This is a genomic window from Variovorax brevis (genome assembly GCF_030317105.1).
Classification (GTDB): domain Bacteria; phylum Pseudomonadota; class Gammaproteobacteria; order Burkholderiales; family Burkholderiaceae_C; genus Variovorax; species Variovorax brevis.
The window spans coordinates 90,574-116,529 of record NZ_JASZYG010000006.1 but is presented as its reverse complement, the minus strand read 5'-3'; the positions used below and the strand labels follow the sequence as shown (position 1 = coordinate 116,529).

Below are 25,956 nucleotides of genomic sequence, written 5' to 3'. Positions count from 1 at the left end.
AGTCGGCCCTTGACGGTCGCAGACGATCGATTTTCCGCATCGAACGGAAATGCCTGCGACTGCAACAACATCAGGGAGACAGACATGAGTACATGTTCGCCAGAGCTCAAGAAGGGGCTCAAGCAACGCCATCTCACCATGATCGCCATCGGGGGCGTGATCGGTGCGGGGCTTTTCGTGGGGTCCGCCGCGGTCATCAAGAACACTGGGCCAGCCGCTTTCCTGACCTATGCCGTGACCGGCCTGCTCATCGTCATGGTGATGCGCATGCTCGGCGAGATGGCGACCACCAAGCCATCGACGGGTTCCTTCTGCGACTATGCGAACGATGCGCTGGGCGGCTGGGCCGGCTTTTCGGTGGCTTGGCTGTACTGGTACTTCTGGGTGGTGGTCGTCGGCTTCGAGGCCGTCGCCGGCGCCAAGATCCTCACCTACTGCTGGGCGACGTGCCGCTGTGGCCGCTGGCCTTCGGCCTGATGATCGTGATGGTGGCCACCAACCTGTTCTCTGTCGAATCCTTTGGCGAGTTCGAGTTCTGGTTTGCGGGCATCAAGGTGCTGGCGATCGTGGTCTTCATCGTGCTGGGCGGCCTGTACGTCTTCGGCGCGTGGCCCAACCACAAGATGGACTTCAGCAACCTCGTTTCCAATGGCGGGCTTTTGCCGAAGGGAGGGCTGGCGATTTTCAGCAGCGTCGTCGTGGTGGTGTTCTCGATGGTGGGCGCCGAGATCGCCACCATCGCCGCTGCCGAGTCGGACGACCCGGTCAAGGCCATCAAGCACGCGACCAACTCGGTGGTGGTGCGGCTGGGCACTTTCTACGTGGGCTCGATCTTCCTGCTGGCCGTGATCCTGCCGTGGGATTCGCTGGTGCTCGGCGCCTCACCCTTCGTGAGCGCCTTCAAGGTCATGGGCATACCCGGCGCCGACCACATCATGAACGCCGTGGTTCTGACGGCCGTGCTGTCGTGCCTGAACTCGGGCATCTACACCGCGTCGCGCATGCTCTTCGTGCTGTCGGGCCGCAACCAGGCGCCCAAGAGCTTCACGGCCGTCAACGCCAAGGGCGTGCCGACGACCGCGATCCTGGTCTCCAGCATCGGCGGCTTCCTGTGCGTGATCGCGGCCTACATCTCGCCCGATACGGTGTTCATGTTCCTGCTGAATTCGTCGGGCGCGATCATCCTGTTTGTCTACATCATCATCGCCCTTTCGCAACTCATCCTGCGGATGCGGGAGCCCAAGAAGACGCGGCTGGTGAAGATGTGGCTCTTCCCCTGGCTCACGCTGGCGACGATTGCTGCGATGGTGGGCCTGCTGGTGCAGATGGGTGCGGACCCCGAGACTGCCTCGCAGCTCTATCTGAGCTTGCTGGCTTTCGCAGTGTCGGTGGGGATGTACTTCGTGACGCGTGGCGCCAAGGGTGCGTTGGCGGGCGGCGCTGCCTCCTGATGGTGTCCACATGGAACTCACCATTGCCGTCTTTGCGCTGGGCGTTGCTCTTTGGCAGTTGAGGCTCCAAAGGGCCGCAATGCAGCAGGAAAGTCGATTGAACGCACTCCTTCACCTCGCAAGCATGCTGCGCGATCAGATCGACTTCTACGAAAAGATCATTGACGATCAGAAGAGAAGGAATGGCGATTGGCTGTCGCTTGCCGCACGAGTCAACAAGGAACTTCGCCCGCTCCTGAACAATATGAATCAGGAGTTGATCAAGTCGGTATCACAGAATGCACAAGGGCTTGACGTGAATGCCATCGATCAAGCGCTAAAACGGCGGCCGGAAAGCGATGTGCCCCCAGACTCGGGCCGCGGGCGCTTGGCCTGAGCCGTTGCCGATTGCCGCATCGAAGACCGGATCATCGATCACAAAAAAAAGAGGCCGCCGAAGCGACCTCTTTTTTTCTTTTCGCAAGACACCGAGGAACCGGCTTTGCCGGGCCTCTGGTGTCGCCCCCGGTAGGGGGGTTGGCGGAGGCGCACAGCGTGCGCCGCAGCCTGGGGGCGAGCGAAAGTTACATCCCCATGCCGCCCATGCCGCCCATGCCACCCATGTCAGGCATGCCGCCGCCAGCGCCGGCTTCGTCCTTCGGTGCGTCGGCGACCATGGCTTCGGTCGTGAGCAGCAGCGAGGAGACCGATGCTGCGTTTTGCAGTGCGGTGCGGGTGACCTTCGTCGGGTCCAGGATGCCCAGTTCGAGCATGTCGCCGTACGTGTCGTTCGCAGCGTTGAAGCCGAAGTTGCCCTTGCCGGCCAACACGGCGTTCACGACCACCGAGGCTTCGCCGCCGGCGTTGTTCACGATTTCGCGCAGGGGCGCTTCGATGGCCTTCAGCACCAGCTTGATGCCGGCTTCCTGATCAGCGTTGTCGCCCTTGATCGAGTCGCCCACAGCTTGCTTGGCACGCAGCAGCGCCACGCCGCCGCCAGCCACGACGCCTTCTTCCACTGCAGCGCGGGTGGCGTGCAGGGCGTCTTCGACGCGAGCCTTCTTTTCCTTCATTTCGACTTCGGTGGCAGCGCCAACCTTGATCACGGCAACACCGCCAGCCAGCTTGGCCACGCGCTCTTGCAGCTTTTCACGGTCGTAGTCGCTGGTCGCTTCTTCGATCTGGACGCGCACTTGCTTGACGCGGGCTTCGATGTCACCAGCAGCGCCGGCGCCGTCGATGATGATCGTGTTTTCCTTGCCCACTTCGATGCGTGCAGCCTGGCCCAGGTCGGCCAGCGTGACCTTCTCGAGCGTCAGGCCGACTTCTTCGGCGATGACCTTGCCGCCTGTCAGGATGGCGATGTCTTCCAGCATGGCCTTGCGGCGGTCGCCGAAACCAGGAGCCTTGACGGCCACGACCTTCAGGATGCCGCGGATCGTGTTCACGACCAAAGTAGCCAGGGCTTCGCCTTCGACTTCTTCGGCAATGATCAGCAGCGGACGGCCAGCCTTGGCGACTTGCTCCAGCGTCGGCAGCAGGTCACGGATGTTGCTGATCTTCTTGTCGAAGAGCAGGACAAACGGGTTTTCCAGGATCGCCGATTGCTTTTCCGGGTTGTTGATGAAGTAGGGCGACAGGTAGCCGCGGTCGAACTGCATGCCTTCGACGACGTCAAGTTCGCTGTCCAGCGACTTGCCGTCTTCCACGGTGATCACGCCTTCCTTGCCGACCTTGTCCATCGCGTCAGCGATGAGTTGGCCGATGGTTTCGTCGCTGTTGGCCGAGATGGAGCCGACTTGCGCGATTTCCTTGGAGGTGGTGGTGGCCTTCGAAGCCTTCTTCAGCTCGGCGACCAGGGCCGTGACGGCCTTGTCGATGCCGCGCTTCAGGTCCATCGGGTTCATGCCCGCTGCGACCAGCTTGAAGCCTTCGCGAACGATGGCTTGTGCCAGGACCGTGGCGGTCGTGGTGCCGTCACCAGCGTTGTCGCTGGTCTTGGAGGCCACTTCCTTCACGAGCTGGGCGCCCATGTTCTGGAGCTTGTCCTTGAGTTCGATTTCCTTGGCGACGGACACGCCGTCCTTGGTCACCGTGGGGGCGCCGAACGAACGCTCGAGCACCACGTTGCGGCCCTTGGGGCCCAGGGTCACTTTGACTGCGTTGGCCAGGATGTTGACACCCTCGACCATGCGTGCGCGGGCTTCGCCGCCGAAGACTACGTCTTTTGCTGCCATGTTGAATTACTCCAGAATTTAATTAATCACCTGGGGACAGAGCAGTCCGGCGCTTCGCACCGGCGCGGTCCGTCCCGCAAAATCACTTGGCTTCGACAACCGCGAACAGGTCGTCTTCCTTCATGACGAGCAGTTCGTCGCCATCGACCTTGACGGTCTGGCCGCTGTACTTGCCGAACAGGACGCGGTCGCCGACCTTGACGGTCAGTGCAGACAGCTCGCCCTTGTCGTTGCGCTTGCCCGGGCCGACGGCCAGGACTTCGCCCTGATCGGGCTTTTCTGCAGCGGCGTCTGGGATGACGATGCCAGAAGCGGTCTTGGTTTCGCTTTCAATGCGCTTGACGATCACGCGATCGGCCAAAGGACGAAGTTTCAATTGAGTCTCCAGAGATGAAACGGGGAAGAGGCGGAGCCCCTGGCGTGGCGCCGGGGGCCGGTCCGCTGGAGGCCGGGTGCCGTTGCTAGCACTCAACCTCAGCGAGTGCTAATGATAAGGGCATTTTTGGCGGTTTCAAGGGGAAACCGTGCGGCGGGCCGGGCTGTCGGGGGCAGGGCGCCTCAGTCCTGGTCCCAACGAAACACGTACGAGGCCCTGGAACGGGTGCCCTCGATCAGCGCCGCGTTGGGCGCATCGGTGCGCGCCACCCAGTCGAGCGCGTCGGCCCGGCTGCGGCCGAACTGCTCGTGACGTTGCGCCAGGCGATCGGTGCGCAGTCCGTCGTCGACCTCCACGTACCAGACGTCGTCCAGCAATCCGGCGATGCCGGCCCATGGGCCACTGTCCAGCAGCAGGTAGTTGCCTTCGGTGATCACCAACTGCGTCGACGCATGCACCGCGATGGCGCCGGCCACGGGCTCCTCGATCTCGCGGCGGAATTCAGGCGCATAGACGGTTTCGTCCGCGCGCTGGCCTCGCAGGCGGTGGAGCAGGGAGACGTAGCCGGCGCTGTCGAAGGTGTCGGGCGCACCCTTGCGGCCCGCACGGCCCAGCCGCGCCAGTTCCACGTTGGCCAAGTGAAAGCCATCCATCGGCACCACTTGGGCGACGTCGGCGAAGGCGTTCAACAGGCCCTGTGCCAGTGTCGATTTGCCGGCGCCGGGCGGCCCGACCAGTCCGAGCAGCTTCCGGCGACCGTCTTTCAACAGATCGTTCACCCGTGCCAGGTGGCGCGTTGCGAGGGCAGGCGTCGTGGTCATATTTTCCGAATCAGTTTGCCGCGCCGAGACCGGATTGCGTGGCGCCGGGCGCCGCGCGAGGCGCCGGCTCCTGCGTCACCAGCCAGATCCCCCAGCACACCAGCACCAGCGCGGCGGCGTTGCGCCATTCCAGAATGCTCTCGTTCAGGAAGATCGCCGACAGCACCGCGCCGAACACCGGCACCATGAAATTGAAGGCCGTGATCATGCTCACCCGGTTGTGCTTGAGCAGCAAGCTCCAGATCGAGACGGCGAGCGAAGACAGCACCACCAGGTAAGCCAGCAAGGCGGACGACGCCAGCGAGAAGCCGCTCAGCACCCCGCCGGTGGCATAGCCGCCCGCGACCAGCGCCGCGCCGCCGATGGTCAATTGCCAGCCGGTCATCACGATCGGGTCGATGCCCTGCGAGATGCGCTTGCCGTAAATGCTGGCGGCGGCCAGCACGCCTGCGGCGATGATCACGAAGCCTTCACCCAACAACGTGAAGTCCAATGCCATCAGGCCACCCAGCCCACCGCCCAGGTTCACCACCATCACGCCGACAAAGCCGACGACGCAACCCAGCGTCTTGCGAAAGCTCAAGCGGTCGTTGTGATAGATGAAATGCGCCATCAGCACGCTGAAAAAGGTGCCCGTGGCGTTCATGATCGAACTCTTGACGCCCGTCGTGTGGGCCAGTCCGATGTAGAAAAAGACGTATTGCAGCGTGGTCTGCGTGAGCCCGAGCACCGCGAACTGACCCATGGTGCGGGACGAGAATCCGCCCACGCGCTTGCCGCTTGCCACCGCATACACAAGCAGCACCACGCCCGCGAGCAGGAAGCGCCAGCCGGCAAACACCATCCGCGAGGGCGTGTCGCCCGGCGCGATGGCAAAGAGCGCATAGCCATTCTTGATGGCCGGGAAGGAGCTTCCCCAGAGCAGGCAGCAAAACAGCGCGAGCAGAAAGACGGTGCTGCGCCTGGCCAGCGGATGAGGGGTCGAAACGGGGGGCAACAAAAGAACTCCAGAGCCTTGGGGGCGCACGCGCACCCAAAGCCTGCGATTGTGCGCTGCAGCGTCAGCGCGTCCCGTTACAACTGGTCGGTCGGTACGAACCACGAGAACAGCAGCAGTTGCAGCCGCGTCAGCAGGCTCGAATCGGGTTCGTCGTCGAGCTCTTCGTTCTCGGCGTCGCCGGTGCCGATCCAGCGCACGCGCTTGCCATCGGGCGCCAGGACGACGCGGTACACCCCTTCGATGTCGTCCAGCTGGTAGCCGTAGATCACGGCGTGCGCCAGCTCGAAGCTCTGGATGCTGACGCCGAACTCGGTGTTCAGGTGCGCCGAGCGCGGGTCGGAATTCATGGATCCGACCAGCACCCATTCGCGGTCGATGAGCGCCAGCTTGGCGTGCATCCGGCCGCGCGCCTTGCGCAGTAGCCGGCGCAGTTCCGGGTTGCGCGTGAGCTGTCGCGTGCTTACTTCGCGCAGGTCCACGCCGAGTTTCAGCAGTTCGACCCGGTAGCGGTTGTAGTTGATGTTCACCAGCGGTTCGTCGCTGTCGGCCAGCGAATTGGTGACCACGGTGAAGCGCACGCCGCGCTGGTGCGCCGAGCGGATTCGCTCCATCCCGTCGTCGCCCGGAATGAAGTAGGGCGAGACCATCAGCACCTGAGACCGCGCAGCGTCGATCAATTCATAGGAGCGGTCGGCCAGGGATTTGCGGGTTGGTGGGTCGCCGAGCGCCTTGGTCGGACTGTCGGCGGCGGCCGTGGCGTGTGCGCGAATCCAGGGCAGGTCGCCGCCGTCGAGCTGGGTGCCAAGCGACGGGTCGCCGAAGAAATCGAGGTCGGTCAGCGGCGCGGGGCGGCTGGCCCACGCATCGGCTGTCAGGCTTTCAAAGCTGTCGCGCAGCGCGTCCGCCGGCGCATCGGCCGGCGCCATCTGGCGCAAGGGATAGACGACGTCGCTGTTCCAGTACCTGTCGAAAATCGCGGCCGACTGTGCCACGACCGGGCCGGCCATGAGCAGTTCGAAATCGATGAAGTTTGGCCCGTTGCTGCGCAGGAAATACTCATCCGCCAGGTTGCGGCCACCGGCAATCGCCATGGCGCCGTCCGCGATGAAGAGCTTGTTGTGCATCCGGTGGTTCAGGCGGCTGAAGTTGCCCACGAACTCCAGAAAACGCGTCTCGGAGTGCGCGCGCCCGCCCGAAAAGGGATTGAAAAGCCGGACCTCCACGTTCGGCTCGGCCGACAGGCCCTGCAGCGCGGGATCCAGCCCCGAGGTGTAGAAGTCGTCGAGCAACAGGCGCACCCGAACGCCGCGCCGAGCCGCATCGCGCAATTCGCGCAGGATCAGCAGGCCGGTCTTGTCCCTGCCGACCAGATAGGTCTGCAGGTCGATCGAGGACTGCGCGCGGCGTATCAATTCAAGCCGCGCATCGAGCGCGAAACTCGCCTGGATCAGCGTGCGGAAGGCCGAAAGGCCGTCGCGGTTCTTGTCGAGGCTGGCCGCGGCCCGGCCCAGTGCGTTGTCGGGCGATGCGGCAATCGCCTGCACGGCCGCCACCGGGCTACGCGGCGGCAAGCCAGCGCAGCCGCACAGCCATGCGATGAGCACACATGCGGCCAGCCACCGCGGCAACAGATGCGCAAGTCTCAATGACATCAACGGAATCGAAGTGCGGCGAATCGTAGCCATTCCGCGTCCGTCGCGTCCGATATTCGGGTTGCGGAGGGGGTGCCCATTTCGCATTGCACCGCAGAATTCCCCCGATGAAACACTTGGCAAGTGCCGCTCTCGTGATGATCGCCGTCTCGGCGCAGGCCCAGACTCCGGGCGCGCCGGACCCCTCGACGCCCACCGCAACCAACGCGACGCCGACGCTGCGCGAGGTCACGGTGTCGACGCCCGGCGGCGCCGTCTCACCCCTGCAATTGCCGGCCTCGGTGGACGTGGTCGATGGCGACCAGCTGCGTGACCAGAACCTGCAGGTCAACTTGTCGGAGGCCATGGGCAGCGTGCCCGGACTGCAGATCCAGAACCGGCAGAACTACGCGCAGGACCTCCAGATTTCGGTGCGGGGCTTTGGCGCCCGCTCGACCTTCGGCGTGCGCGGGGTGCGCATCTATGTCGACAACGTGCCGGCCACGTTGCCGGACGGGCAAGGGCAGACGTCCAACATCGACATTGGCTCGACCGACCGGGTCGAGGTGCTACGCGGGCCTTTTTCGGCGCTCTACGGCAATTCATCCGGCGGGGTGATGCAGATCTTCACGGAAGACGGCGAAGGGCCGCCGCGCCTCGGGTTTTCGGTGATGGCCGGAAGCTACGGAACCTGGCGCGAGAGCCTGAAAATCGGCGGCTCCTCGGGGGCCGTCAACTACCTGCTCAGCGGCAGCCACTTCGAGACGGATGGCTATCGCGAACACAGTGCGGCCCGACGCGACATCGTCAACGGCAAGCTGGGCATCGCGCTGGGCGAGGACAGCAAGCTCACCGTGGTCATGAACGGCGTGCGCGTCCGCGCGGACGACCCCATGGGGCTCACGCCGGCGCAATACGCGGCCAATCCGCGAGCCGCGTCGCCGCAAGCCAATCAGTTCAACACGCGCAAGACAGTCGACCAGATGCAGGCGGGCCTGCTCTACGAGCGCAAGCTCAATGCCGACAACGACCTGCGCCTGCTGGTCTACAGCGGCGAGCGCGGCATCACCCAGTTCCAGTCGATTCCCGTGGCGCAGCAGGCGTCGCCGCTCAGCCCCGGCGGCGTCATCGATCTGGAGCGCCACTACAACGGCCTGGACGCGCGCTGGACCACGCGCGGGCAAGTGGCGGGCCGGGCCTTCGAACTGGCGACGGGCTTGGCCTACGACACCCTCAACGAACAGCGCAGGGGCTACCAGAACTTCATCGGCTCGACGCTGGGTGTGCAAGGCGCGCTTCGCCGCGACGAGACCAACAAGGTGCACAACGTCGATCCGTACATGCAGGGCACCTTGCACCTGAGCGACAAGTGGTCGCTGGAAGCCGGCGTGCGCTACAGCACGGTGAATTTCGATTCGCAGGACCACTACATCCGCCCGCCCAACGGCAACGACAGCGGAACGGTCGACTACAGCAAGGTCTTGCCCGTCGTGGCGCTGCGCTACGCGGCGACCCAGGACGTCTCGCTGTACGGGACCTGGGGTCGGGGCTACGAAACGCCCACGCTCAACGAGCTTTCCTATCGCCCGGATGGCGTGCCCGGATTCAACTTCGCGCTGCAGCCTTCCGTGAGCGACAGCTATGAGATCGGCGTCAAGTCGCGCATCGCGAGCGGCTTCTTCACCGCGGCCCTGTTCGAGACGCGCACGAGCAATGAAATCGTCGTGGATTCCAACGCCAACGGCCGCACGACCTATCGCAACGCCCCGAGCACCAAGCGCGACGGTGCCGAACTGGCCTGGACGCAGGAGACCGCCAGCCATTGGCGGACTCAAGTGGCCTACACATGGTTGCGCGCGCGCTATTCCGACAGCTTCTGCTGCGTGACGGTGGTCGGCAGCCCGCCGGCCGTTGTGCAGGCCGGCAACCAGATTCCCGGCGTGGCGCCGCAGATGTTCTTTGCGTCCTTTGGCTATGTGCCACCTGAGGGATTCCGCGCCGGCGTTGAAATGCGCGCCGTCGCGAAGATCTACGCGAACGACACCAACACCGTCAGCGCGCCGGGCTATGCCGTCGCGGCCATCCATGCCGGCTACGTCCAGAAGTGGCAAAGATGGGAGTTCAACGCCTTTGCCCGCGTGGACAACCTGTTCGACAAGCAATACATCGGCTCCGTCATCGTCAACGAGGGCAATGGGCGCTACATCGAGCCCGCGCCGGGCCGGAACTGGACAGCAGGGGTGGGCGCGGCGTATCGTTTCTGAGGCTCTTTCGGGGGGGCCTCAGACCCCATGAAATTCGACGATAGGCGCCACGCCGGAAAGTGTCTCGCGCAGGCACTGGCGGCATGGCGCGGCCAGCCGAACCTGCTCGTGCTGGCCTTGCCGCGCGGTGGCGTGCCGGTTGCGGCCGAAGTCGCGCATGAACTCCAGGCGCCGCTCGATGTTCTGATCGTGCGCAAGCTCGGCTATCCCGGCCAGGAGGAGTTTGCGATGGGCGCCATTGCGTCCGGCGGCATTCGCGTGATGTCCGATGTGGCCGGCATGTGGCCTGTGTCGGAAGAGGCGGTGGAAGAAGCAGTGCGCCGCGAGCAGGCTGAATTGACGCGTCGCGAGCAGCTTTACCGTGGGGATCGAAAGCGCCCGACGATCAAGGATCGCGTCGTCCTGCTGGTGGACGATGGCCTTGCCACGGGCGCCACGATGCGCGCGGCGGTGCAAAGCGTGCGTTTGAGTGAGCCTGCGCGTGTGGTGGTTGCGGTGCCTGTGGGGTCACAGGACGCGGTTGCCAGCTTGAGCTTGCAAGCGGACGAGGTGGTGTGCGTGGAAACGCCCGAGCCCTTTCACGCGGTCGGGCTCTGGTATCGGGACTTTGACCAGACCTCGGACGATGAAGTCCGTGACCTGCTCAAGCGGTCGCAGATTACTTGAGGCCTGCGGCAGCGCGCAGCTGCGCTGCGGCCTTCGTGCTTTGGCTGCGCCGAAACCCGGACGATCTGCTTCGCAGCTCTCAACTGGCCTTAGCGGCCAGCTGCCGCCCGCAGCTGCGCTGCGGCCTTCGTGCTTTCCCAAGTGAACTCAGGCTCTTCACGGCCAAAGTGCCCGTAGGCGGCCGTCTTTCCGTAGATCGGCCGCAGCAGGTCCAGCATCTGGATGATCCCCTTCGGACGCAGGTCGAAGTGCTCCTGCACCAGTTCGGCGATCTTGTCGTCCGGGATCACGCCGGTGCCTTCGGTGTACACCGTGACGTTCATCGGACGGGCCACGCCGATCGCGTAGGCCACCTGGATCTGGCACTGGCGCGCCAAGCCGGCAGCCACGATGTTCTTGGCCACGTAGCGCGCGGCGTAGGCGGCCGAGCGGTCGACCTTCGACGGGTCCTTGCCCGAGAACGCGCCGCCACCGTGCGGGCAGGCGCCGCCGTAGGTGTCGACGATGATCTTGCGGCCGGTCAGGCCGCAGTCACCCTGCGGGCCGCCGATGACGAAGCGGCCTGTCGGGTTGATCAGGTACTTCGTTTCCTTCAGCCATTCCTTGGGCAGGACCGGCTTGATGATCTCTTCGATGATGGCTTCGGTGAACGAAGACTTCATCTTGGTGGGCGTTTCGCTCTGGTCGGGGCTGTGCTGCGTGGAGAGCACGACGGTGTCGATGCTGTGCGGCTTGCCGTCCACGTAGCGCATCGTGACCTGGCTCTTGGCGTCGGGGCGCAGGAAAGGCAGGCGGCCGTCCTTGCGCAGTTGCGCCTGGCGCTCCACGAGGCGGTGCGCGTAGTAAATGGGCGCGGGCATCAACTCGGGCGTTTCGTCGCAGGCGTAGCCGAACATCAGGCCCTGGTCGCCGGCGCCGGTGTTCAGGTGATCGTCGCTTGCGTGGTCCACGCCTTGCGCGATGTCGTTGGACTGCTTGTCGTAGCAGACCATCACGGCGCAACCCTTGTAGTCGATGCCGTATTCGGTGTTGTCGTAGCCGATGCGCTTGATGGTGTCGCGCGCCACCTGGATGTAGTCCACGTGCGCGTTGGTGGTGATTTCACCGGCAAGCACCACGAGGCCGGTGTTGGTCAGCGTTTCAGCGGCGACGCGGCTGCGCGGGTCCTGTTCGAAGATCGCGTCGAGGATCGCGTCCGAGATCTGGTCCGCGACCTTGTCGGGATGGCCTTCGGAAACCGATTCGGAGGTAAAGAGAAAGTCGTTCGCCATGTTGAAAAAACTCCTGTTATGACAATTGGCGCGTTGCCAACCCGGGAGGAGCTCTGGCGAACGCTTTAGCAGTGATGTTTAACGTCGCCCTGCAAGTAGTTCCATAACTCAGCGACAATTTGCATTCTATAAGAGCCACGCCGACGTGCAACCGCTGCACCTATTCACGGCGAATCGTCCGGATATTGATTCCCTCTTCTCATTTGATGATTGCGCTGTTTCGTCTGCTTGCCCGTGTGCCGCTGCCGCTGATGCACCGCATTGGCAAGCTTCTGGGCTGGCTGGTGTGGTGGGGCTCATCCACATACAGGGCGCGTTTCAGGACAAATGCCGAGGCGGCCGGGTTCACGCCCGCGCAGTACAAGCCTGCCATCGGTGCAGCCGGCGCCGCGCTGGCGGAACTCCCCTGGCTCTGGCTGCGCCCGCAGGGAGAAAGCGTGCTGCCGCACATCAGGAGCTGGACGGGCGTCGAGGCCGTGGAAGCGGCGCTGCAAGCCAAACACGGGGTGATCTTCATCACCCCGCACATCGGCAGCTGGGAAATGCTGGGCCAGGCGATCGGCGAGCGATTCGTGGACGCGCATGGCCCCATGACGGCCCTGTACCGACCACCGCGCAAGGCGTGGATGACTGAACTCGTGACGGGCTCGCGCGACCGGCGCGGCCTGAAGATGCTGCCCACCAGCACCGCCGGCGTGCGTGGCCTCATGCGCGCGCTGCGCTCGGGCGGCTACACCGGCATCCTGCCCGACCAGGTGCCGCCGCAAGGGCAGGGCGTGTGGGCGCCATTTCTTGGTCGGCCTGCCTACACCATGACCTTGCTGCCGCGCCTGGCGCAGCAAACCGGTGCACAGGTTTTTCTCGCGGTGTGCGAGCGCTTGGCGCCGGGCAAGGGTTACGCCATCCGTTTCGAAGCGCTGGACCGCACGGCGCTCAATGACCCGAAGGCCACGCCCGAAGCGGCCGCGACCGCCATGAACATCGGCATCGACAAGCTCATCCACGAATTGCCGGGTCAATACGTGTGGGACTACGCGCGCTACAAGGAGCCGCGCGGCGAAGTCACTCAGGAAGAAAACAGATGAGTCTGTCAGCACGACTGGGCATCGGGCTGATGCGCGTACTGGCGCATGTTCCGCTGCCTGCGCTTCGCGCATTCGGAGCAGGCTTGGGGCGTTTGCTGTACGTGGTCGCGGTGCCCCGCCGGCGCGTGGTGGACGTCAACCTCCGGGTCTGCTTTCCGGAAAAGTCGGAAGACGAGCGACGGCGCATTGCGAAGGAGACCTTTGTCTACGTCGCGCAATCCTGGCTCGATCGCGCCTGGCTCTGGCACGCGCCGCGCGACGTGGTCGAGCGCCGGCTTGCCCTTCGTGGCGCGCCGGAAGACTTGGCTGAACTGGAAAAAGGCGGCAAGGCCATCATTCTTTTCGCGCCGCATTTCTACGGACTCGACGCTGCGGCCACCACGCTGACGATGCACATGTCGCGCCCGTCGATGACCATCTACACGACCCAGCGCGACCCGATGATCGACCAGTGGGCGCGCGAGGGGCGAACCCGATTCGGCACCGTGACGGCGCTCGAGCGAACCGACGGCGTCAAGCCGGTGCTCAGCCGCCTGCGCAAGGGCGAGGTGCTCTATCTGCTGCCCGACATGGACTTTGGCCCGAGCCAGTCGATCTTCGTGCCCTTTTTCGGGATCACGTCCGCCACGGTGCCTTCGTTGTCGCGCTTCTCCCAACTCGGCCGTGCGACCGTGATGCCGGTGCTCTCGCGCGTGACACCCGAAGGCTACGAGATCGAACTCCTGCCGCCGTGGCGTGACTTTCCCACCGGCGACATCGTGGCCGACACCACGCACATGAACGCGCAACTGGAGGCCTACATCCGAACGATGCCGTCCCAGTACTACTGGGTGCATCGACGGTTCAAGACGCGTCCGACCGGCGAAGCGCCGGTCTATTGAAGCGTCAGTGCCGGTCGTGCCGGCCGATGAACCGCTCGATCTCGCCGGCCACCCAGGCCGGCTGTTCGTGAACGATCCAATGCGTGGCGTTGGGCACCTTGTGGATCTCGGCGCGTGGCACGAAGTCTTCCAGTCCATCCAGCAGGCCCGGCAGCAAGGCCGCATCGTCGAGCGCCCACACGACCAGCGTGGGGGCATCCACCGTGAACCGCTCGCGCGGCACGGCGGGAAAGTCGCGTGGCGCTTCGCCCGCCCGTGCCGGCTTCAGCGGCGTCACGCGATAGAGATTGCAGGCGCCGGTGAGACCGGCATTCCACACTTTGCGGTACTGGTCCTTGACCGCTTCGGTCAGCCAGCCAAAGCGATCCGCTCCCGCGCCCATATTCAGGAAAAAGGGCCACATGCGCCTGAAGTCGTCCTCGGCCAACAGTCGCTCGGCGTCCGGGCGCGCAAGGAAGTTCATGTACGCGCTGGCCGCCTGCTGCGCCGGGTTGTCACGCAGTTCGCGCAGGAAGGTGCCGGGGTGCGGCGAATTGATGATGACAAGCTTGTCGAGGCGGTCCGGGTGCTGGTTGGCCAAGCCCCAGGCAAAGGCGCCGCCCCAGTCGTGCGCGACCAGCGTGTCGATCCTGCCCGTGGCGTTGCCGGTTTCGAGGGCCGCCAGTTCCAGCACGTCCTTGATCAGCAGATTCGCACGATAGGCCTCGACCTCGACCGGCGAACTGGATTTTTCAAACCCGCGCAAATTGGGCGCCACGCAGCGAAAACCGCCGTGCTCGGGCTGCGAGAAGTGCGCGAGCAGCGAATCCCAGATGAACGCGCCTTCCGGAAAGCCGTGCAGGAAAACCATCAGCGGCCTTCCCGGCTGGCCGGCCGCCCTGCAACTGAGGGTGATGCCGTTGGGCAGGTCGCGCTGGAAGGTTTCGATCATCGAGGTCTCCGTTGTTACGGGCGCCTCAGGTCTCCTCCGAGGCGGTGCTTTCTGCGGGATGCACCCATTGCCAGAGCAGTTCGGCGGCTTCTTCGACGCCCTGGCGCTTGAGTGCGGAGAAGAGTTTGACCTCGCCGCCGCCCGCCTGCAGTCGCGTAATCGACAGCACCTTGGCGCCTTCGGAGCGGGTGAGCTTGTCGGACTTGGTCAGCAGCACGAGGAACTTGAGTCCTTGTTCGACCCGGGGGCGAATCACGTCGAGCAGGATTTCGTCGAGCTCGGTGAGTCCGTGGCGGGGATCGCACATCAGCACCACACCCCGGAGCGACTGGCGCGTCATGAGGTAGTTGCCCATCACGCGCTGCCAGCGCAGCTTGGCTTCCTTCGGCACGGCCGCGTAGCCATAGCCGGGCAGGTCGGCGAGCACGGCGTCGTCGACCTTTTGCTTGCCCACGCCAAAGAGGTTGATGTGCTGGGTGCGACCGGGCGTCTTCGAGGCAAAGGCAAGCCGCGTCTGCTGCGTGAGCGTATTGATGGCGGTCGATTTGCCGGCGTTGGAGCGACCCACGAAAGCGATTTCGGGCAGGTCCAGGGCGGGCAGATGTTCGAGTTGCGGGGCGCTCGTCAGGAAATGCGCTGTGTGCAGCCATCCCATGGCCACTCGGGCGCGGTCGGCTGCGGCGTCCTTTGTTGCGGAGGGCGCGGCCGGTTTCGATGGCGGGGTGGTCATTGGTGCGTTTTCGGGTTGGGGGGCCATTGTAGAATCGTGAGGTTTTGCGCCCTAAAACCAAGCCCCTCGATATGAAGTCGTTTGCTCACTCTCTGCTCGCAGCCTTGATGGCCGCGTCCGCTTTGTTCAGTGCCAGTGCCAGCTTCGCGGCTGATGAGCACGCTGCCGCCCCGGCGGCGGCGGCGCCCAAGCCGGCCAAGCCAGACCCGGCGAAGGGTGACACGATTTACAACGCCACCCCGACGAACAGCCAGAGCTGCGCGTCCTGCCACAACGCCGACGGCAACTCGGCCATCGCGGCAAACCCCAAGCTGGCAGGGCAGCATCCGGAATACATCATCAAGCAGCTGCAAGACTTCAAGTCCGGCAAGCGCAAGAGCCCGATCATGAAGGTGTTCGCGACGCCGCTCAGCGACGAAGACATGCGAAACATCGCCTACTTCGTCGGCTCCAAGAAAATGAAGCCGGGCTTCGCGAAGGAAAAAGACCTGGTGGCCCTGGGCGAAAAAATCTATCGCGGCGGCGTCGCCGATCGCGAAATTGCGGCATGCGCAGGCTGCCACAGCCCCAACGGCGCAGGCATTCCGGCCCAGTACCCCCGCCTGGGCGGCCAGCAGTCCGACTATGTCGTGACGCAACTGACGGCCTTCCGTGACGGCACCCGCGCCAACAGCGTGCCCATGCACGACGTGGCCGCCAAGCTCAACGACCGCGAAATCAAGGCGGTCTCCGATTACATCGCCGGTCTTCGTTGATGCACCGGCGCGAATCTTGAACTAACTGCAGACGAACAAACCCAACAGGGCGGGCTGATCCAGGAGGATCGCCCGCCTTTGTTTCTTGGTCCCCGGCGCGCCCTACATCCTCATGTCAGTTTCTACCCACGGCATTCGCGTACATCGCGGCCCCCATGCGGTCCGCGTCGCGGTGGAGCTGTTGTCGTCGATGCGCTTTGCGATCGCGCTGCTCACGATCATTTGCATCGCGTCGATCATCGGCACCGTGCTCAAGCAGCACGAGCCCTTCTCCAACTACGTCAACCAGTTCGGGCCCTTCTGGTCCGTCGTGTTCCGTGCGGCGAACCTGGACGCGGTGTACAGCGCGTGGTGGTTCCTGCTCATCCTGCTGTTCCTGGTAATCAGCACTTCGCTGTGCATCGCGCGCAACACGCCGCGCATCCTGAACGAGCTCAAGACCGTCAAGGAAGACATCCGCGAAAGCAGCCTGCGTGCGTTCGGCCAGCGGGCCGAGGCGACGCTGGCGGAGTCGCCCGAGAACGCCGCCAACCGCATCGGCCAGTTGCTGGTGGGCGGCGGCTGGAAGGTCAAGCTGCAACGCCGTGAGCAGTCGATGGTCGACGGCGTCGCCACCGGCGCGTCCGGCTGGATGGTGGCCGCGCGCGCGGGCGGGGCGCACAAGCTGGGCTACATCGCTGCGCACAGTGCCATCGTGCTGGTGTGCATCGGCGGCCTGCTGGACGGCGACCTGGTCGTGCGGGCGCAGACCTGGTTCAACGGCAAGAGCGTCTACACAGGCGGCGGCCTGATTGCCGACGTGCCGCCGCAGCATCGACTGTCGCCCGGCAACCCGACCTTCCGTGGAAACATCCTGGTGCCCGAAGGACAGCGGTCGAGCGTTGCCATCCTGAACCAGTCCGACGGCGTGCTGCTGCAAGACCTGCCGTTCTCGATCGAGCTCAAGAAGTTCATCGTCGACTACTACTCCACCGGCATGCCCAAGCTCTTCGCGAGCGAAGTGGTGCTGCACGACCGCGAGACGGGCGCGCAGATCCCCGCGCGCATCGAGGTGAACCACCCCGCCAGCTACAAGGGCGTGGAGATCTACCAGTCCAGCTTTGACGATGGCGGCTCGACGGTCACGCTCAAGGCGGTGCCGATTGGCTCGGGCGCCAAGCCCTTCGAGATCGAAGGCACGATCGGCGGCACGTCGCGAATCACCAACGGCAAGGAGCAGCTGACGCTGGAGTACACGGCGCTGCGCACCATCAACGTCGAGAACTTTGCGTCGCCGCAGTCCGGCAGCGGGGCGGACGTGCGCAAGGTCGACTTGGCGCATGGCATCGAGTCGCGACTGGGCGCGGCCAACAAGACGAACAAGCCCAAGGAATTGCGCAACGTCGGCCCGAGCATCGGCTACAAGCTGCGCGACGCCGCGGGGCAGGCGCGCGAATTCCAGAACTACATGGTGCCGGTCGACACCGGCGACGGCTCCCCGGTGTTCCTGCTGGGTGTGCGCGAGAAGCTTGACGAACCCTTCCGCTACCTGCGCGTGCCGGCAGACGAAAACGGCTCGATGGACAGCTTCGTGCGCATGCGCAATGCGCTGTCCGACCCGCAACTCCGCTCGCAGGCCGTCGACCGCTACATCGTGCGAATGGCCGACGCCAAGCGGCCGGAGATGGCCGAGCAATTGCGTACCTCCGCGACGCGCGCGCTGGCCCTCTTTGCGGGCGCGGAGCGGGCCAAGGCCGACGCCACCAGCGCGGGCGGTTGGCAGGCGATTGCCGAGTTCATCGAAGGCAACGTGCCGGAGGCCGAGCGCGAGCGTGCGGGCGGTGTGTTGGTGCGCATTCTCAACGACGTGTTGTTCGAAGTGCTCAACCTGAGCCGCGAAAAGGCCGGCTTGGCGGCACTGCCGGCCGCCGACTCCAGCCAGGCCTTCCTGACACAGGCGGTGCTGGCCATCAGCGATGCCTATTTCTACCCCGCGCCCGTTGCGATGATGCTGACCGACTTCAAGCAGGTGCAGGCCAGCGTCTTCCAGGTGGCCCGTGCCCCTGGCAAGAACATCGTCTATCTGGGCTGCCTGTTGCTGATCGTCGGTATTTTTGCCATGCTGTACGTGCGTGAGCGTCGGCTCTGGATCTGGCTGGCGCCCTCCACACAGCAGGCCGGCGCGACGGCCGCCACGCTGGCGCTGTCGGTCAATCGCAAGAACATCGACAGCGACCGCGAATTCGACAATCTCAAAGACAAGCTGCTGGCCATCAAGAAGGATTCGGCGCCATGACGACCACCACCCTCACGCTCAACGACAGCTGGCTCTCTCGCCGCAATGCATTCGACTGGGTGTTCGCCGCGCTGGTCGTGGCTGGCGGGTTGTTTGCGTTTGCGCGCTATTCGGGAACGATGGACTACTACGAGAAAGCGATTCTCGGAGCGGCCATGGTGGCGGGCATCTGGCTCGGCTTTTTCTGGCGTCCGCTGCGTGTCCTCGCCATCGTGGTGGCGGCTGCATCCTTGCTGGCCATCGCGTCGTACCAGGGTGATCTTGCGCGCGCCGACACGGTGTTCTGGCTCAAGTATTTCCTGTCGAGCCAGTCGGCCATCCTGTGGATGAGCGTGCTCTTCTTCATGAGCACGGCCTTCTATTGGCTGGGCTTCTTCGGCGGCAAGCAGGCCGACGCCATGGACCTCATCGGCTCGCGCATCGCTTGGGCGGCCGTGACGATGGCCCTGATCGGCACGATGGTGCGCTGGTACGAGAGCCACCAACTCGGTCCGGACATCGGCCACATCCCGGTCAGCAACCTGTACGAAGTCTTCGTGCTGTTCAGTTGGATCACCACGGCCTTCTATCTTTACTTCGAATCGCGCTACGGCACGCGCTCGCTGGGTGCCTTCGTCATGCTGGTGGTCAGTGCGGCCGTGGGCTTTCTGCTTTGGTACACCCTCGTTCGCGAGGCGCATGAAATCCAGCCGCTGGTGCCGGCGCTGCAGAGCTGGTGGATGAAGCTGCATGTGCCCGCCAATTTCATCGGCTATGGCACTTTTTCGCTGGCGGCGATGGTCGCCTTCGCCTATCTCATCAAGCAACAGGCCAATGAAACGCGCTGGCACAAGCTGACGCCGATCTGGCTGCTCGGTGTTGCCTTGTGCTTTGTCCCTGTGGCGTTTCGCCAGCGTGCGCAAGAGGCGGGCGGCAGCTACTGGGTGTTCTACGCGGCCATTTCCGCGCTGATCGCCGCAGGCATTCTCATGGCCCGCAAGCGCATCGCCGCTCGCTTGCCGCAACCCGAGGTGCTGGACGACGTGATGTACAAGTCGATCACGGTCGGCTTTGCGTTTTTCACGATCGCCACGGTGCTGGGTGCGCTGTGGGCAGCCGACGCCTGGGGCGGCTACTGGAGCTGGGACCCCAAGGAAACTTGGGCGTTGATCGTGTGGCTCAATTACGCAGCCTGGCTGCACATGCGCCTCGTGAAGGGCCTGCGCGGCACCGTCGCGGCCTGGTGGGCGCTGGCCGGATTGGCGGTGACGACCTTCGCTTTTCTGGGGGTCAACATGTTCCTGAGCGGGCTGCACAGCTACGGCACGCTCTGAGCATCGCCTTTTGCGCCGGCTGCTTGAACCATTCGGCTGCCGGCGTAACCAATTCAGTGGGACACACGAAGTAGTGTTCACACATTGATCTAAAGGCAAACATGTTGATTCGATCCAGCGATAACGGCTTCCAGCATCCTGTTGCGAGCGAAATCACGCCGCGCGGTGTCTACGAAAGCCGGCGTGACATGCTCAAGCTCATGGCCGGCGGCGTTGCCGGCGCGGCACTGGCTTCCTGGGCCGGCCGCGATGCATGGGCGGCGACGACTGCTCCGGGCAAGCTGGCGCCGCTCAAGGGTGTGCCGTCGACGGTCGCCGGTGCGCAGACCATGGAAAAGCTCAGCGACTACAAGGACGCCACCAGCTACAACAACTACTACGAGTTCGGCACCGACAAGGCGGATCCGGCCAAGAATGCCGGCACGCTCAAGACGCGTCCCTGGACCGTCGAGGTGGAAGGGCTGGTCAAGAAGCCGGGCAAGTACGGCATCGAGGACCTCATCAAGCTCAGCGCGCAGGAAGAGCGCATCTACCGCCTGCGTTGCGTCGAAGGCTGGTCCATGGTGATTCCGTGGGTCGGCTATTCGCTGGCCGAACTCATCAAGAAGGTCGAGCCGCAAGGCAACGCGAAGTACGTCGAGTTCGTCACGCTGGCCGATCCCAAGACGATGCCTTTTGTGGGCTCGCGCGTTCTCGACTGGCCCTACACCGAAGGCTTGCGCCTGGATGAGGCCATGCATCCGCTCACGCTGCTGGCCTTCGGCATGTATGGCGAAGTATTGCCCAACCAGAACGGTGCGCCGGTGCGCCTCGTGGTGCCGTGGAAATACGGCTTCAAGTCGGCCAAGTCGATCGTGAAGATCCGCTTTGTCGAAAAGGAGCCGGGCACCGCCTGGAACAAGGCCGCCGCGCAGGAATACGGCTTCTATTCCAACGTGAATCCCAATGTGGACCATCCGCGCTGGAGCCAGGCCACGGAGCGCCGCATCGGTGACGGCTCGGGCCTCTTCGCCAAGCGCACCAAGACCCAGATGTTCAATGGCTACGAAGCGCAGGTCGGCCAGCTCTACGCGGGCATGGACCTGAAAAAGAACTACTGAGCGCGGCCATGAACAAGCTGCTCATGCATCCGGCCGTGAAGCCGGTGCTGTTCGTGCTGTGCCTTTTGCCGTTCGCTTGGATGGTCTACGGCGCCTTCACCAACGGCTTGGGCGCCAATCCCGCCGAGTACCTGATCCGCAAGAACGGCGACTGGACGCTGCGCTTCATCTGCATCGTGCTGGCGGTGACGCCGCTGCGCGTCATCACCAAATGGAATGCACTCGCGCGCTTTCGACGGATGCTGGGGCTCTTCGCCTATTTCTACGTCGTGCTGCACCTCTTGAGCTACAGCTGGTTCGACATGGGCTTCGAGTTTGCCGACATCGCCAAGGACATCGCCAAGCGGCCCTTCATCCTCGTGGGCTTCACGGGCTTCCTGCTGCTGACGCCGCTGGCCGCCACCTCGTTCAACCGCGCCATCAAGGCGATGGGCGCCAAGCGCTGGCAGCTGCTGCACAAGCTGGTCTATGTGATCTCCTGCCTGGGCTTGCTGCACTTCTTCTGGATGCGCGCGGGCAAGAACAACTTCAATGAAGTGTTCGTGTACGCCGCGATCATCGGTGCGCTGCTGGCGTGGCGCGTGTGGAACTACGCGAGCAAGAAGCTGAAGTCGACGCCCTCCGTCTCGCGCCCGCCGCAGCCGTCGACGCGATAAGCGCTGACGCCTGCGCTGGCGTCAGACGCGTTCGGCGAGCAGCTGGTCTTCCACCGTTTCGCGGCGGCGAATCAACCTGGCTTCGTCGCCACTGACCAGCACTTCAGCGGCGCGACCGCGCGTGTTGTAGTTGCTGGCCATGCTCATGCAATACGCACCTGCCGACAGCACGGCCAGCAGGTCGCCCGATTCCACCGCCAGCGCGCGATCGCGGCCGATCCAGTCACCGCTTTCGCACACCGGGCCGACCACGTCGTAGACCGTCGCATCGGAGAAGCGCTGCGTCACCGGCACGATCGCGTGGTAGGCCTGATACATCGCCGGGCGCGGCAGGTCGTTCATGGCGGCATCGATGATGCAGAAGTTCTTGTCTTCACCCGGCTTGGTGTAGATCACCTCGGTCACGCAGACGCCGGCATTGCCCACCATGGAGCGGCCCGGCTCGATGATGATCTTGCGGTCGCCAAAGCCGCGTGCGTCGATCCTGGCCAGCAGTTGCTTCCAGAGTTCATCGGCCGCGGGAGGCGTGTCGCCGTTGTAGTCGATACCCAGACCCCCGCCGAAATCGATGTGGTGCAAGGGAATGCCGGCTTCCTCGATGCTCTCCACCAGATCGAGGATGCGGTCCATTGCGTCAAGGTAGGGCGACGCTTCCGTGATTTGGGAACCGATGTGGCAATCGATACCCACCACTTCGAGGCCGGGCAGCGACGCCGCATGCCGATACGCCACCACCGCGCGGTCGTGCGCGATACCGAACTTGTTGCCCTTCAGGCCCGTCGAAATGTAGGGATGCGTCTTGGGATCGACGTTGGGGTTGATGCGAATGCTCACCTTGGCACGCTTGCCTTCGGCCACGGCCACCGCGTTCAACACGTCCAGTTCTTCTTCGCTTTCGACGTTGAAGCAGCCGATGCCGGCCAGCAAGGCCTGGCGCATTTCGGCTCGCGTCTTTCCCACGCCGGAGAAGATGACCTTGGCCGGAACGGCGCCTGCGGCGAGCACGCGCCCGAGTTCTCCTCCGGAGACGATGTCGAATCCGCATCCCGCCTCGGCGAACACGCGCAGGATGCCCAGCGACGAATTGGCCTTCATCGCGTAGCAGACCAGCGCGTCGCGCCCGGCGAAGCCACGCTGGTAGGCGGCAAGCGCGTCGAGCATCCATTGCTTCGAATACACGAACAGCGGCGTGCCGTGTTCACGGGCGAGGGCGTCCAGCGAGACGCCTTCTACTTTCAGTGCGTTGTCCAGGCGGGCAATGTGCGGGTGGCCTGGCAGGCGGGAGGGGTGGGTCATGGAGTCGATCCGGCCGGCGCGTTGGCCGCAGGAGCCGCAGGTGCGCCGGCAGGCGCTTTCGTGGAATCAGTCTTGGAACCCGTGCCCGGGATGGAAGGGGTGAGCGTTTGCGGCAAAGTCGCGCGATTGGCCGCGGCGGGTTCCGTCGGCAGGCGCAGGGGGCCGCGCTGGCCACATCCGGCCAGTCCGACCCCGAGCACCGAAAGGCCAATGGCGCTCACTAGAATTTGACGAACTCTCAACATATCGAAATTGTAATGACCGACCCCGAGTACATGGACCGCGCTGAAGCGGCGCTGGCAGCCATCGAGCGTGCCTGCGACCGCATCAACGACGCGACCGATGCCGATATCGACAACCAGCGGGTGGGCGGCATGATCACGATCACCTTTCGCAACGGCAGCCAGTTGATCATCAACCTGCAAAAACCCTTGCAGGAAATCTGGCTCGCCGCACGTTCGGGCGGCTACCACTATCGCCATGACGGACAGGCTTGGCGAGACACCAAGACGCGCGATGAGTTCTTCGAGACGCTGTCGCGCGAGGCGACAGCGCAAGCGGGCCAAGCGCTTGAGTTCTTGCCGGCATAACGCAGCGCAGCGAAGAAGACGGGGTCAGGCCCCGTCCTGATGCCCGTCAGTTCCTGAACAGATCCAGAATCCGATTGCGTTCTTCAGGCGGCGGTTGTTGTTCATGGGCAGGTGCAGCACCACCGCCGCCCGAGGATTCATTCGAGGAACTGGAACCCGAGCCCGAACTTGAGGGCGCGGCGGCGGCTTCAACGCCCAAGCTTGCAACGCCCCTGCCCGGCGCGTAGTCGTCGAAGTACCACTCGCCGCCGACGTTCACGACACCTGAGGGCGCCGGATACTCGCTCACGGCCACACCCTTGATGGCGGTCTCCATGAAGTTGATCCAGATGGGCAGGCTCAGGCCGCCGCCGGTTTCCTTGTCCCCGAGGCTGCGCGGCGTGTCGTAGCCGATCCAGGAAATCGCGGTCATCGTCGGCTGGAAGCCGGCAAACCACGCATCGAGCGAATCGTTGGTCGTGCCCGTCTTGCCATAGAGGTCGGGGCGCTTGAGCATCCGCTGCGCATTGGCGGCCGTGCCGGAGCGGGCGACTTCCTGCAGCAGGTTGTCCATGACGAAAGCGTTGCGCGCGGAAATGGCGCGGATCGTTTCGTTGAGCAGGGGCGGCTGCTTGTCGACGAGCACCTTGTCGCGATGGTCGGTGATCTTCGTGACGAGGTACGGGTTCACGCGATAGCCGCCGTTGGCAAAGACCGAGTAGCCCACCGCCATTTGCATCGGCGTCACCGAACCGGCGCCCAGGGCCATCGGCAGGTAGGCGGCGTGCTTCTCGCGATCGAAGCCGAAGTTGGTGATCCAGTCTTGCGCGTAGTGCGTGCCGATGGATTGCAGGATGCGGATGGACACCATGTTCTTGGACTTGGCCAGAGCGCGCCGCATCGACATGGGGCCATCAAAGCCGCCGCCGTAGTTCTTGGGCTCCCAGGGTTGGCCGCCGGTGGTGCCTGCGTCAAAGAAGAGCGGGCCGTCGTTGATGACGGTCGACGGCGTGAAGCCCTTTTCGAGTGCGGCCGAATAGATGAAAGGCTTGAAGCTCGAGCCCGGCTGGCGCCACGCCTGCGTCACGTGGTTGAACTTGTTCTTGCCGAAATCAAAACCGCCGACCAGTGCCTTGACCGCACCGTCGCGCGGGTCCATGGCGACGAAGGCGCCTTCCACTTCCGGCAGCTGCGTGATCTCCCAGGTGTTCTTGGGCGTCTTGACGACCCGGATGACCGCGCCCCGGCGAATCTTGATGTTGGGCGGCGCCTTGTCCGAGAGCCCCGATTGCGCAGGGCGCAGGCCCTCGCCGGTGATCTGGATGGCGTCGCCGTTGGCGCGAACGGCGTCCACCTGCTTGGCGGTCGCCTTGAGGACGACCGCGGCCAGCACGTCGTCGTTGTCGGGGTGGTCGGACAGCGCATCGTCGACGGCGTCGTCCTGGTCGCGCGCATCGTTGGGCAGGTCGATGAACTTCTCGGGGCCGCGATAGATCTGCTTGCGCTCGTAGTCCATGATGCCCTTGCGCAGGGCGCGGTAGGCAGCGGTCTGGTCGGCGGCGACGATGGAGGTGTAGACCTTCAGGCCGCGTGTATAGGTGGTGTCGCCGTACTGCGCGTACATCAGTTGGCGAACGGTCTCTGCCACGTATTCGGCGTGCAGCTTGTTCGGGTCCTGGCCATCGCGCAAATGGAGTTGCTCCTTGCGCGCAACGTCTGCCTGCGCCTCCGTGATGAAGCCGGCCTCGACCATGCGGTCGATCACATACAACTGGCGGCCGCGCGCACGGCTGGGGTTGTTGACGGGGTTGTTGGCGCCCGGTGCCTTGGGCAATCCGGCCAGCATGGCCGCTTCGGCAATGGAGATGTCCTTGAGCGGCTTGCCGAAGTAGGACTCCGAGGCCGCCGCAAAACCATAGGCGCGGTTGCCAAGGTAGATCTGGTTCAGGTAGATCTCCAGGATCTGGTCCTTGGTGAGCACGTGCTCCAGCTTGAAGGTCAGCAGGATCTCGTAGATCTTGCGCGTGAAGGTTTTCTCGGAGCTGAGGTAGACGTTGCGCGCGACCTGCATGGAGATGGTCGATGCGCCTTGGCTCTTGACGCGGCTCAAATTGGCGACCCCCGCCCGCATGACGCCCTTGTAGTCCACGCCGCCGTGCGAATAGAAGCGCGAGTCCTCGGCTGCGAGGACGGCGTCCTTCATCACTTTGGGAATCGTGTCAATAGGGGTGAGATTTCTCCTCTCTTCACCAAACTCACCAATGAGCACCCCTTCGGAAGAAAATACCCGCAGCGGCAATTTGGGGCGGTACTCCGACATCTCGGAAATATCGGGCAAATTCGGATATGCGACGGCCAATGCCACGGCAATGACGAACAGCAGCGAGAGCACACCGGCAGCGGCAATGCCGAAGCTCCAAATCACGAGGCGCAGCAGCCATGTCAACCACGTCGGGCGCTTGGAAGGAGGTGGGGGGCTCTTGGGCGAGGGCCCGGTCGGGCGATTTGTGGCGGGCATGTAGGCAGACGAAGTCAATGCACATTATAAAAACGCACTCCGGTGCCGGGCGTCGTCAAAGCGTCTTAAGTCCCAAGTACTCCAATTTGTGATCTAAGTTGCACGGACCAACATTTACGTCAGCTTTTGACAACGAATGTGACCTAGACCA

Annotated in this window: 22 protein-coding genes and 1 pseudogene; 12 read left to right on the top strand and 11 right to left on the bottom strand. The window is 64.1% G+C overall.

All coding sequences use genetic code 11. From position 1 onward, the window contains the following. Nucleotides 1–92: 92 nt before the first annotated feature. Nucleotides 93–1,451: pseudogene (locus QTI66_RS20110) on the top strand (amino acid permease); the annotation flags it as partial. A gap of 10 nt (nt 1,452–1,461) precedes the next feature. Beyond that, nucleotides 1,462–1,827: a hypothetical protein gene (locus QTI66_RS20105; RefSeq protein ID WP_286561626.1), complete on the top strand. Its 366-nt coding sequence runs from the start codon at nt 1,462–1,464 to the stop codon at nt 1,825–1,827. Nucleotides 1,828–2,014: 187 nt separating this feature from the next. Here QTI66_RS20105 and groL read toward each other — a convergent pair whose 3' ends face one another. The 5 genes from groL to QTI66_RS20080 all read right to left on the bottom strand — a co-directional run bounded on the left by groL (nt 2,015) and on the right by QTI66_RS20080 (nt 7,516). After that, nucleotides 2,015–3,667, bottom strand: a complete 1,653-nt coding sequence (gene groL, locus QTI66_RS20100; protein ID WP_286561625.1) for a chaperonin GroEL — start codon at nt 3,665–3,667, stop codon at nt 2,015–2,017. An 82-nt stretch (nt 3,668–3,749) separates the two neighbouring features. Further along, nucleotides 3,750–4,043, bottom strand: a complete 294-nt coding sequence (gene groES / locus QTI66_RS20095) for a co-chaperone GroES (protein ID WP_286561624.1) — start codon at nt 4,041–4,043, stop codon at nt 3,750–3,752. A gap of 182 nt (nt 4,044–4,225) precedes the next feature. Then, nucleotides 4,226–4,864 (bottom strand): nucleoside/nucleotide kinase family protein, encoded by a 639-nt coding sequence (locus QTI66_RS20090; protein WP_286561623.1) that lies wholly within the window; start codon nt 4,862–4,864, stop codon nt 4,226–4,228. A gap of 10 nt (nt 4,865–4,874) precedes the next feature. Then, nucleotides 4,875–5,861: a DMT family transporter gene (locus tag QTI66_RS20085; RefSeq protein ID WP_286561622.1), complete on the bottom strand. Its 987-nt coding sequence runs from the start codon at nt 5,859–5,861 to the stop codon at nt 4,875–4,877. A gap of 77 nt (nt 5,862–5,938) precedes the next feature. Next, the gene (locus QTI66_RS20080; RefSeq protein ID WP_286561621.1) at nt 5,939–7,516 is read right to left on the bottom strand and encodes a phospholipase D family protein; all 1,578 of its coding nucleotides are present in this window, start codon (nt 7,514–7,516) and stop codon (nt 5,939–5,941) included. 137 nt (nt 7,517–7,653) lie between these two features. On the opposite strand from QTI66_RS20080, the gene QTI66_RS20075 reads away from it, so the two are divergent. Then, nucleotides 7,654–9,759, top strand: a complete 2,106-nt coding sequence (locus tag QTI66_RS20075) for a TonB-dependent receptor domain-containing protein (protein ID WP_444815032.1) — start codon at nt 7,654–7,656, stop codon at nt 9,757–9,759. 27 nt (nt 9,760–9,786) lie between these two features. Continuing rightward, the gene (locus QTI66_RS20070; protein WP_286561619.1) at nt 9,787–10,425 is read left to right on the top strand and encodes a phosphoribosyltransferase; all 639 of its coding nucleotides are present in this window, start codon (nt 9,787–9,789) and stop codon (nt 10,423–10,425) included. A gap of 89 nt (nt 10,426–10,514) precedes the next feature. Here QTI66_RS20070 and metK read toward each other — a convergent pair whose 3' ends face one another. Beyond that, the gene (gene metK / locus QTI66_RS20065) at nt 10,515–11,696 is read right to left on the bottom strand and encodes a methionine adenosyltransferase (RefSeq protein WP_286561618.1); all 1,182 of its coding nucleotides are present in this window, start codon (nt 11,694–11,696) and stop codon (nt 10,515–10,517) included. A gap of 206 nt (nt 11,697–11,902) precedes the next feature. Between metK and QTI66_RS20060 the strand changes: the two genes are divergently transcribed. Together QTI66_RS20060 and QTI66_RS20055 are read left to right on the top strand one after the other, a co-directional pair. Further along, nucleotides 11,903–12,781, top strand: coding sequence for a lysophospholipid acyltransferase family protein (locus tag QTI66_RS20060; RefSeq protein WP_286561617.1), 879 nt, complete (start codon nt 11,903–11,905; stop codon nt 12,779–12,781). Next, nucleotides 12,778–13,662: a lysophospholipid acyltransferase family protein gene (locus QTI66_RS20055; protein ID WP_286561616.1), complete on the top strand. Its 885-nt coding sequence runs from the start codon at nt 12,778–12,780 to the stop codon at nt 13,660–13,662. Before QTI66_RS20060 ends, QTI66_RS20055 begins: the two co-directional genes overlap by 4 nt. 4 nt (nt 13,663–13,666) lie before the next feature. Here QTI66_RS20055 and QTI66_RS20050 read toward each other — a convergent pair whose 3' ends face one another. After that, the gene (locus QTI66_RS20050) at nt 13,667–14,593 is read right to left on the bottom strand and encodes an alpha/beta fold hydrolase (RefSeq protein WP_286561615.1); all 927 of its coding nucleotides are present in this window, start codon (nt 14,591–14,593) and stop codon (nt 13,667–13,669) included. Nucleotides 14,594–14,618: 25 nt separating this feature from the next. Further along, on the bottom strand, nt 14,619–15,323 hold the full coding sequence (yihA, locus tag QTI66_RS20045; RefSeq protein ID WP_286561614.1) for a ribosome biogenesis GTP-binding protein YihA/YsxC: 705 nt from the start codon (nt 15,321–15,323) through the stop codon (nt 14,619–14,621). A 71-nt stretch (nt 15,324–15,394) separates the two neighbouring features. Between yihA and QTI66_RS20040 the strand changes: the two genes are divergently transcribed. The 5 genes from QTI66_RS20040 to msrQ all read left to right on the top strand — a co-directional run bounded on the left by QTI66_RS20040 (nt 15,395) and on the right by msrQ (nt 21,422). Next, nucleotides 15,395–16,078 carry a c-type cytochrome gene (locus QTI66_RS20040; RefSeq protein ID WP_286561613.1) on the top strand — a complete coding sequence of 228 codons (684 nt, stop codon included), beginning with the start codon at nt 15,395–15,397 and terminating at the stop codon, nt 16,076–16,078. 112 nt (nt 16,079–16,190) lie between these two features. Further along, nucleotides 16,191–18,353 carry a cytochrome c biogenesis protein ResB gene (locus QTI66_RS20035; protein WP_286561612.1) on the top strand — a complete coding sequence of 721 codons (2,163 nt, stop codon included), beginning with the start codon at nt 16,191–16,193 and terminating at the stop codon, nt 18,351–18,353. Further along, nucleotides 18,350–19,666, top strand: coding sequence for a c-type cytochrome biogenesis protein CcsB (gene ccsB, locus QTI66_RS20030; RefSeq protein ID WP_286561611.1), 1,317 nt, complete (start codon nt 18,350–18,352; stop codon nt 19,664–19,666). Before QTI66_RS20035 ends, ccsB begins: the two co-directional genes overlap by 4 nt. A 101-nt stretch (nt 19,667–19,767) precedes the next feature. Continuing rightward, nucleotides 19,768–20,766, top strand: coding sequence for a protein-methionine-sulfoxide reductase catalytic subunit MsrP (gene msrP, locus QTI66_RS20025; RefSeq protein WP_286561610.1), 999 nt, complete (start codon nt 19,768–19,770; stop codon nt 20,764–20,766). An 8-nt stretch (nt 20,767–20,774) separates the two neighbouring features. Continuing rightward, nucleotides 20,775–21,422: a protein-methionine-sulfoxide reductase heme-binding subunit MsrQ gene (gene msrQ / locus QTI66_RS20020; RefSeq protein ID WP_286561609.1), complete on the top strand. Its 648-nt coding sequence runs from the start codon at nt 20,775–20,777 to the stop codon at nt 21,420–21,422. Between the two features lie 21 nt (nt 21,423–21,443). Here msrQ and lysA read toward each other — a convergent pair whose 3' ends face one another. Both lysA and lptM read right to left on the bottom strand, forming a co-directional pair. After that, a complete protein-coding gene (lysA, locus tag QTI66_RS20015; RefSeq protein ID WP_286561608.1) occupies nt 21,444–22,718 on the bottom strand; it encodes a diaminopimelate decarboxylase in 1,275 nt (424 codons plus the stop codon). Then, nucleotides 22,715–22,963 (bottom strand): LPS translocon maturation chaperone LptM, encoded by a 249-nt coding sequence (gene lptM, locus QTI66_RS20010; RefSeq protein WP_286561607.1) that lies wholly within the window; start codon nt 22,961–22,963, stop codon nt 22,715–22,717. The genes lysA and lptM overlap by 4 nt, the downstream gene beginning before the upstream one ends. Before the next feature lie 12 nt (nt 22,964–22,975). Here lptM and cyaY point away from each other — a divergent pair, with 12 nt between their 5' ends. Continuing rightward, nucleotides 22,976–23,308: an iron donor protein CyaY gene (gene cyaY / locus QTI66_RS20005; protein WP_286561606.1), complete on the top strand. Its 333-nt coding sequence runs from the start codon at nt 22,976–22,978 to the stop codon at nt 23,306–23,308. 46 nt (nt 23,309–23,354) lie between these two features. Here the strand turns inward: cyaY and QTI66_RS20000 are convergent, their stop codons facing one another. Beyond that, on the bottom strand, nt 23,355–25,805 hold the full coding sequence (locus QTI66_RS20000) for a penicillin-binding protein 1A (RefSeq protein ID WP_286561605.1): 2,451 nt from the start codon (nt 25,803–25,805) through the stop codon (nt 23,355–23,357). Between the last annotated feature and the right edge of the window lie 151 nt (nt 25,806–25,956).

Bases quoted from the DNA above. Each gene is read 5' to 3' on its own strand.
- QTI66_RS20105 (WP_286561626.1), top strand. From the start codon at position 1,462: ATGGAACTCACCATTGCCGTCTTTGCGCTGGGCGTTGCTCTTTGGCAG.
- groL (WP_286561625.1), bottom strand. From the start codon at position 3,667: ATGGCAGCAAAAGACGTAGTCTTCGGCGGCGAAGCCCGCGCACGCATG.
- QTI66_RS20090 (WP_286561623.1), bottom strand. From the start codon at position 4,864: ATGACCACGACGCCTGCCCTCGCAACGCGCCACCTGGCACGGGTGAAC.
- QTI66_RS20080 (WP_286561621.1), bottom strand. From the start codon at position 7,516: ATGTCATTGAGACTTGCGCATCTGTTGCCGCGGTGGCTGGCCGCATGT.
- QTI66_RS20075 (WP_444815032.1), top strand. From the start codon at position 7,654: ATGATCGCCGTCTCGGCGCAGGCCCAGACTCCGGGCGCGCCGGACCCC.
- QTI66_RS20070 (WP_286561619.1), top strand. From the start codon at position 9,787: ATGAAATTCGACGATAGGCGCCACGCCGGAAAGTGTCTCGCGCAGGCA.
- metK (WP_286561618.1), bottom strand. From the start codon at position 11,696: ATGGCGAACGACTTTCTCTTTACCTCCGAATCGGTTTCCGAAGGCCAT.
- QTI66_RS20060 (WP_286561617.1), top strand. From the start codon at position 11,903: ATGATTGCGCTGTTTCGTCTGCTTGCCCGTGTGCCGCTGCCGCTGATG.
- QTI66_RS20055 (WP_286561616.1), top strand. From the start codon at position 12,778: ATGAGTCTGTCAGCACGACTGGGCATCGGGCTGATGCGCGTACTGGCG.
- QTI66_RS20050 (WP_286561615.1), bottom strand. From the start codon at position 14,593: ATGATCGAAACCTTCCAGCGCGACCTGCCCAACGGCATCACCCTCAGT.
- yihA (WP_286561614.1), bottom strand. From the start codon at position 15,323: ATGACCACCCCGCCATCGAAACCGGCCGCGCCCTCCGCAACAAAGGAC.
- QTI66_RS20040 (WP_286561613.1), top strand. From the start codon at position 15,395: ATGAAGTCGTTTGCTCACTCTCTGCTCGCAGCCTTGATGGCCGCGTCC.
- QTI66_RS20035 (WP_286561612.1), top strand. From the start codon at position 16,191: ATGTCAGTTTCTACCCACGGCATTCGCGTACATCGCGGCCCCCATGCG.
- ccsB (WP_286561611.1), top strand. From the start codon at position 18,350: ATGACGACCACCACCCTCACGCTCAACGACAGCTGGCTCTCTCGCCGC.
- msrP (WP_286561610.1), top strand. From the start codon at position 19,768: ATGTTGATTCGATCCAGCGATAACGGCTTCCAGCATCCTGTTGCGAGC.
- msrQ (WP_286561609.1), top strand. From the start codon at position 20,775: ATGAACAAGCTGCTCATGCATCCGGCCGTGAAGCCGGTGCTGTTCGTG.
- lysA (WP_286561608.1), bottom strand. From the start codon at position 22,718: ATGACCCACCCCTCCCGCCTGCCAGGCCACCCGCACATTGCCCGCCTG.
- lptM (WP_286561607.1), bottom strand. From the start codon at position 22,963: ATGTTGAGAGTTCGTCAAATTCTAGTGAGCGCCATTGGCCTTTCGGTG.
- cyaY (WP_286561606.1), top strand. From the start codon at position 22,976: ATGACCGACCCCGAGTACATGGACCGCGCTGAAGCGGCGCTGGCAGCC.
- QTI66_RS20000 (WP_286561605.1), bottom strand. From the start codon at position 25,805: ATGCCCGCCACAAATCGCCCGACCGGGCCCTCGCCCAAGAGCCCCCCA.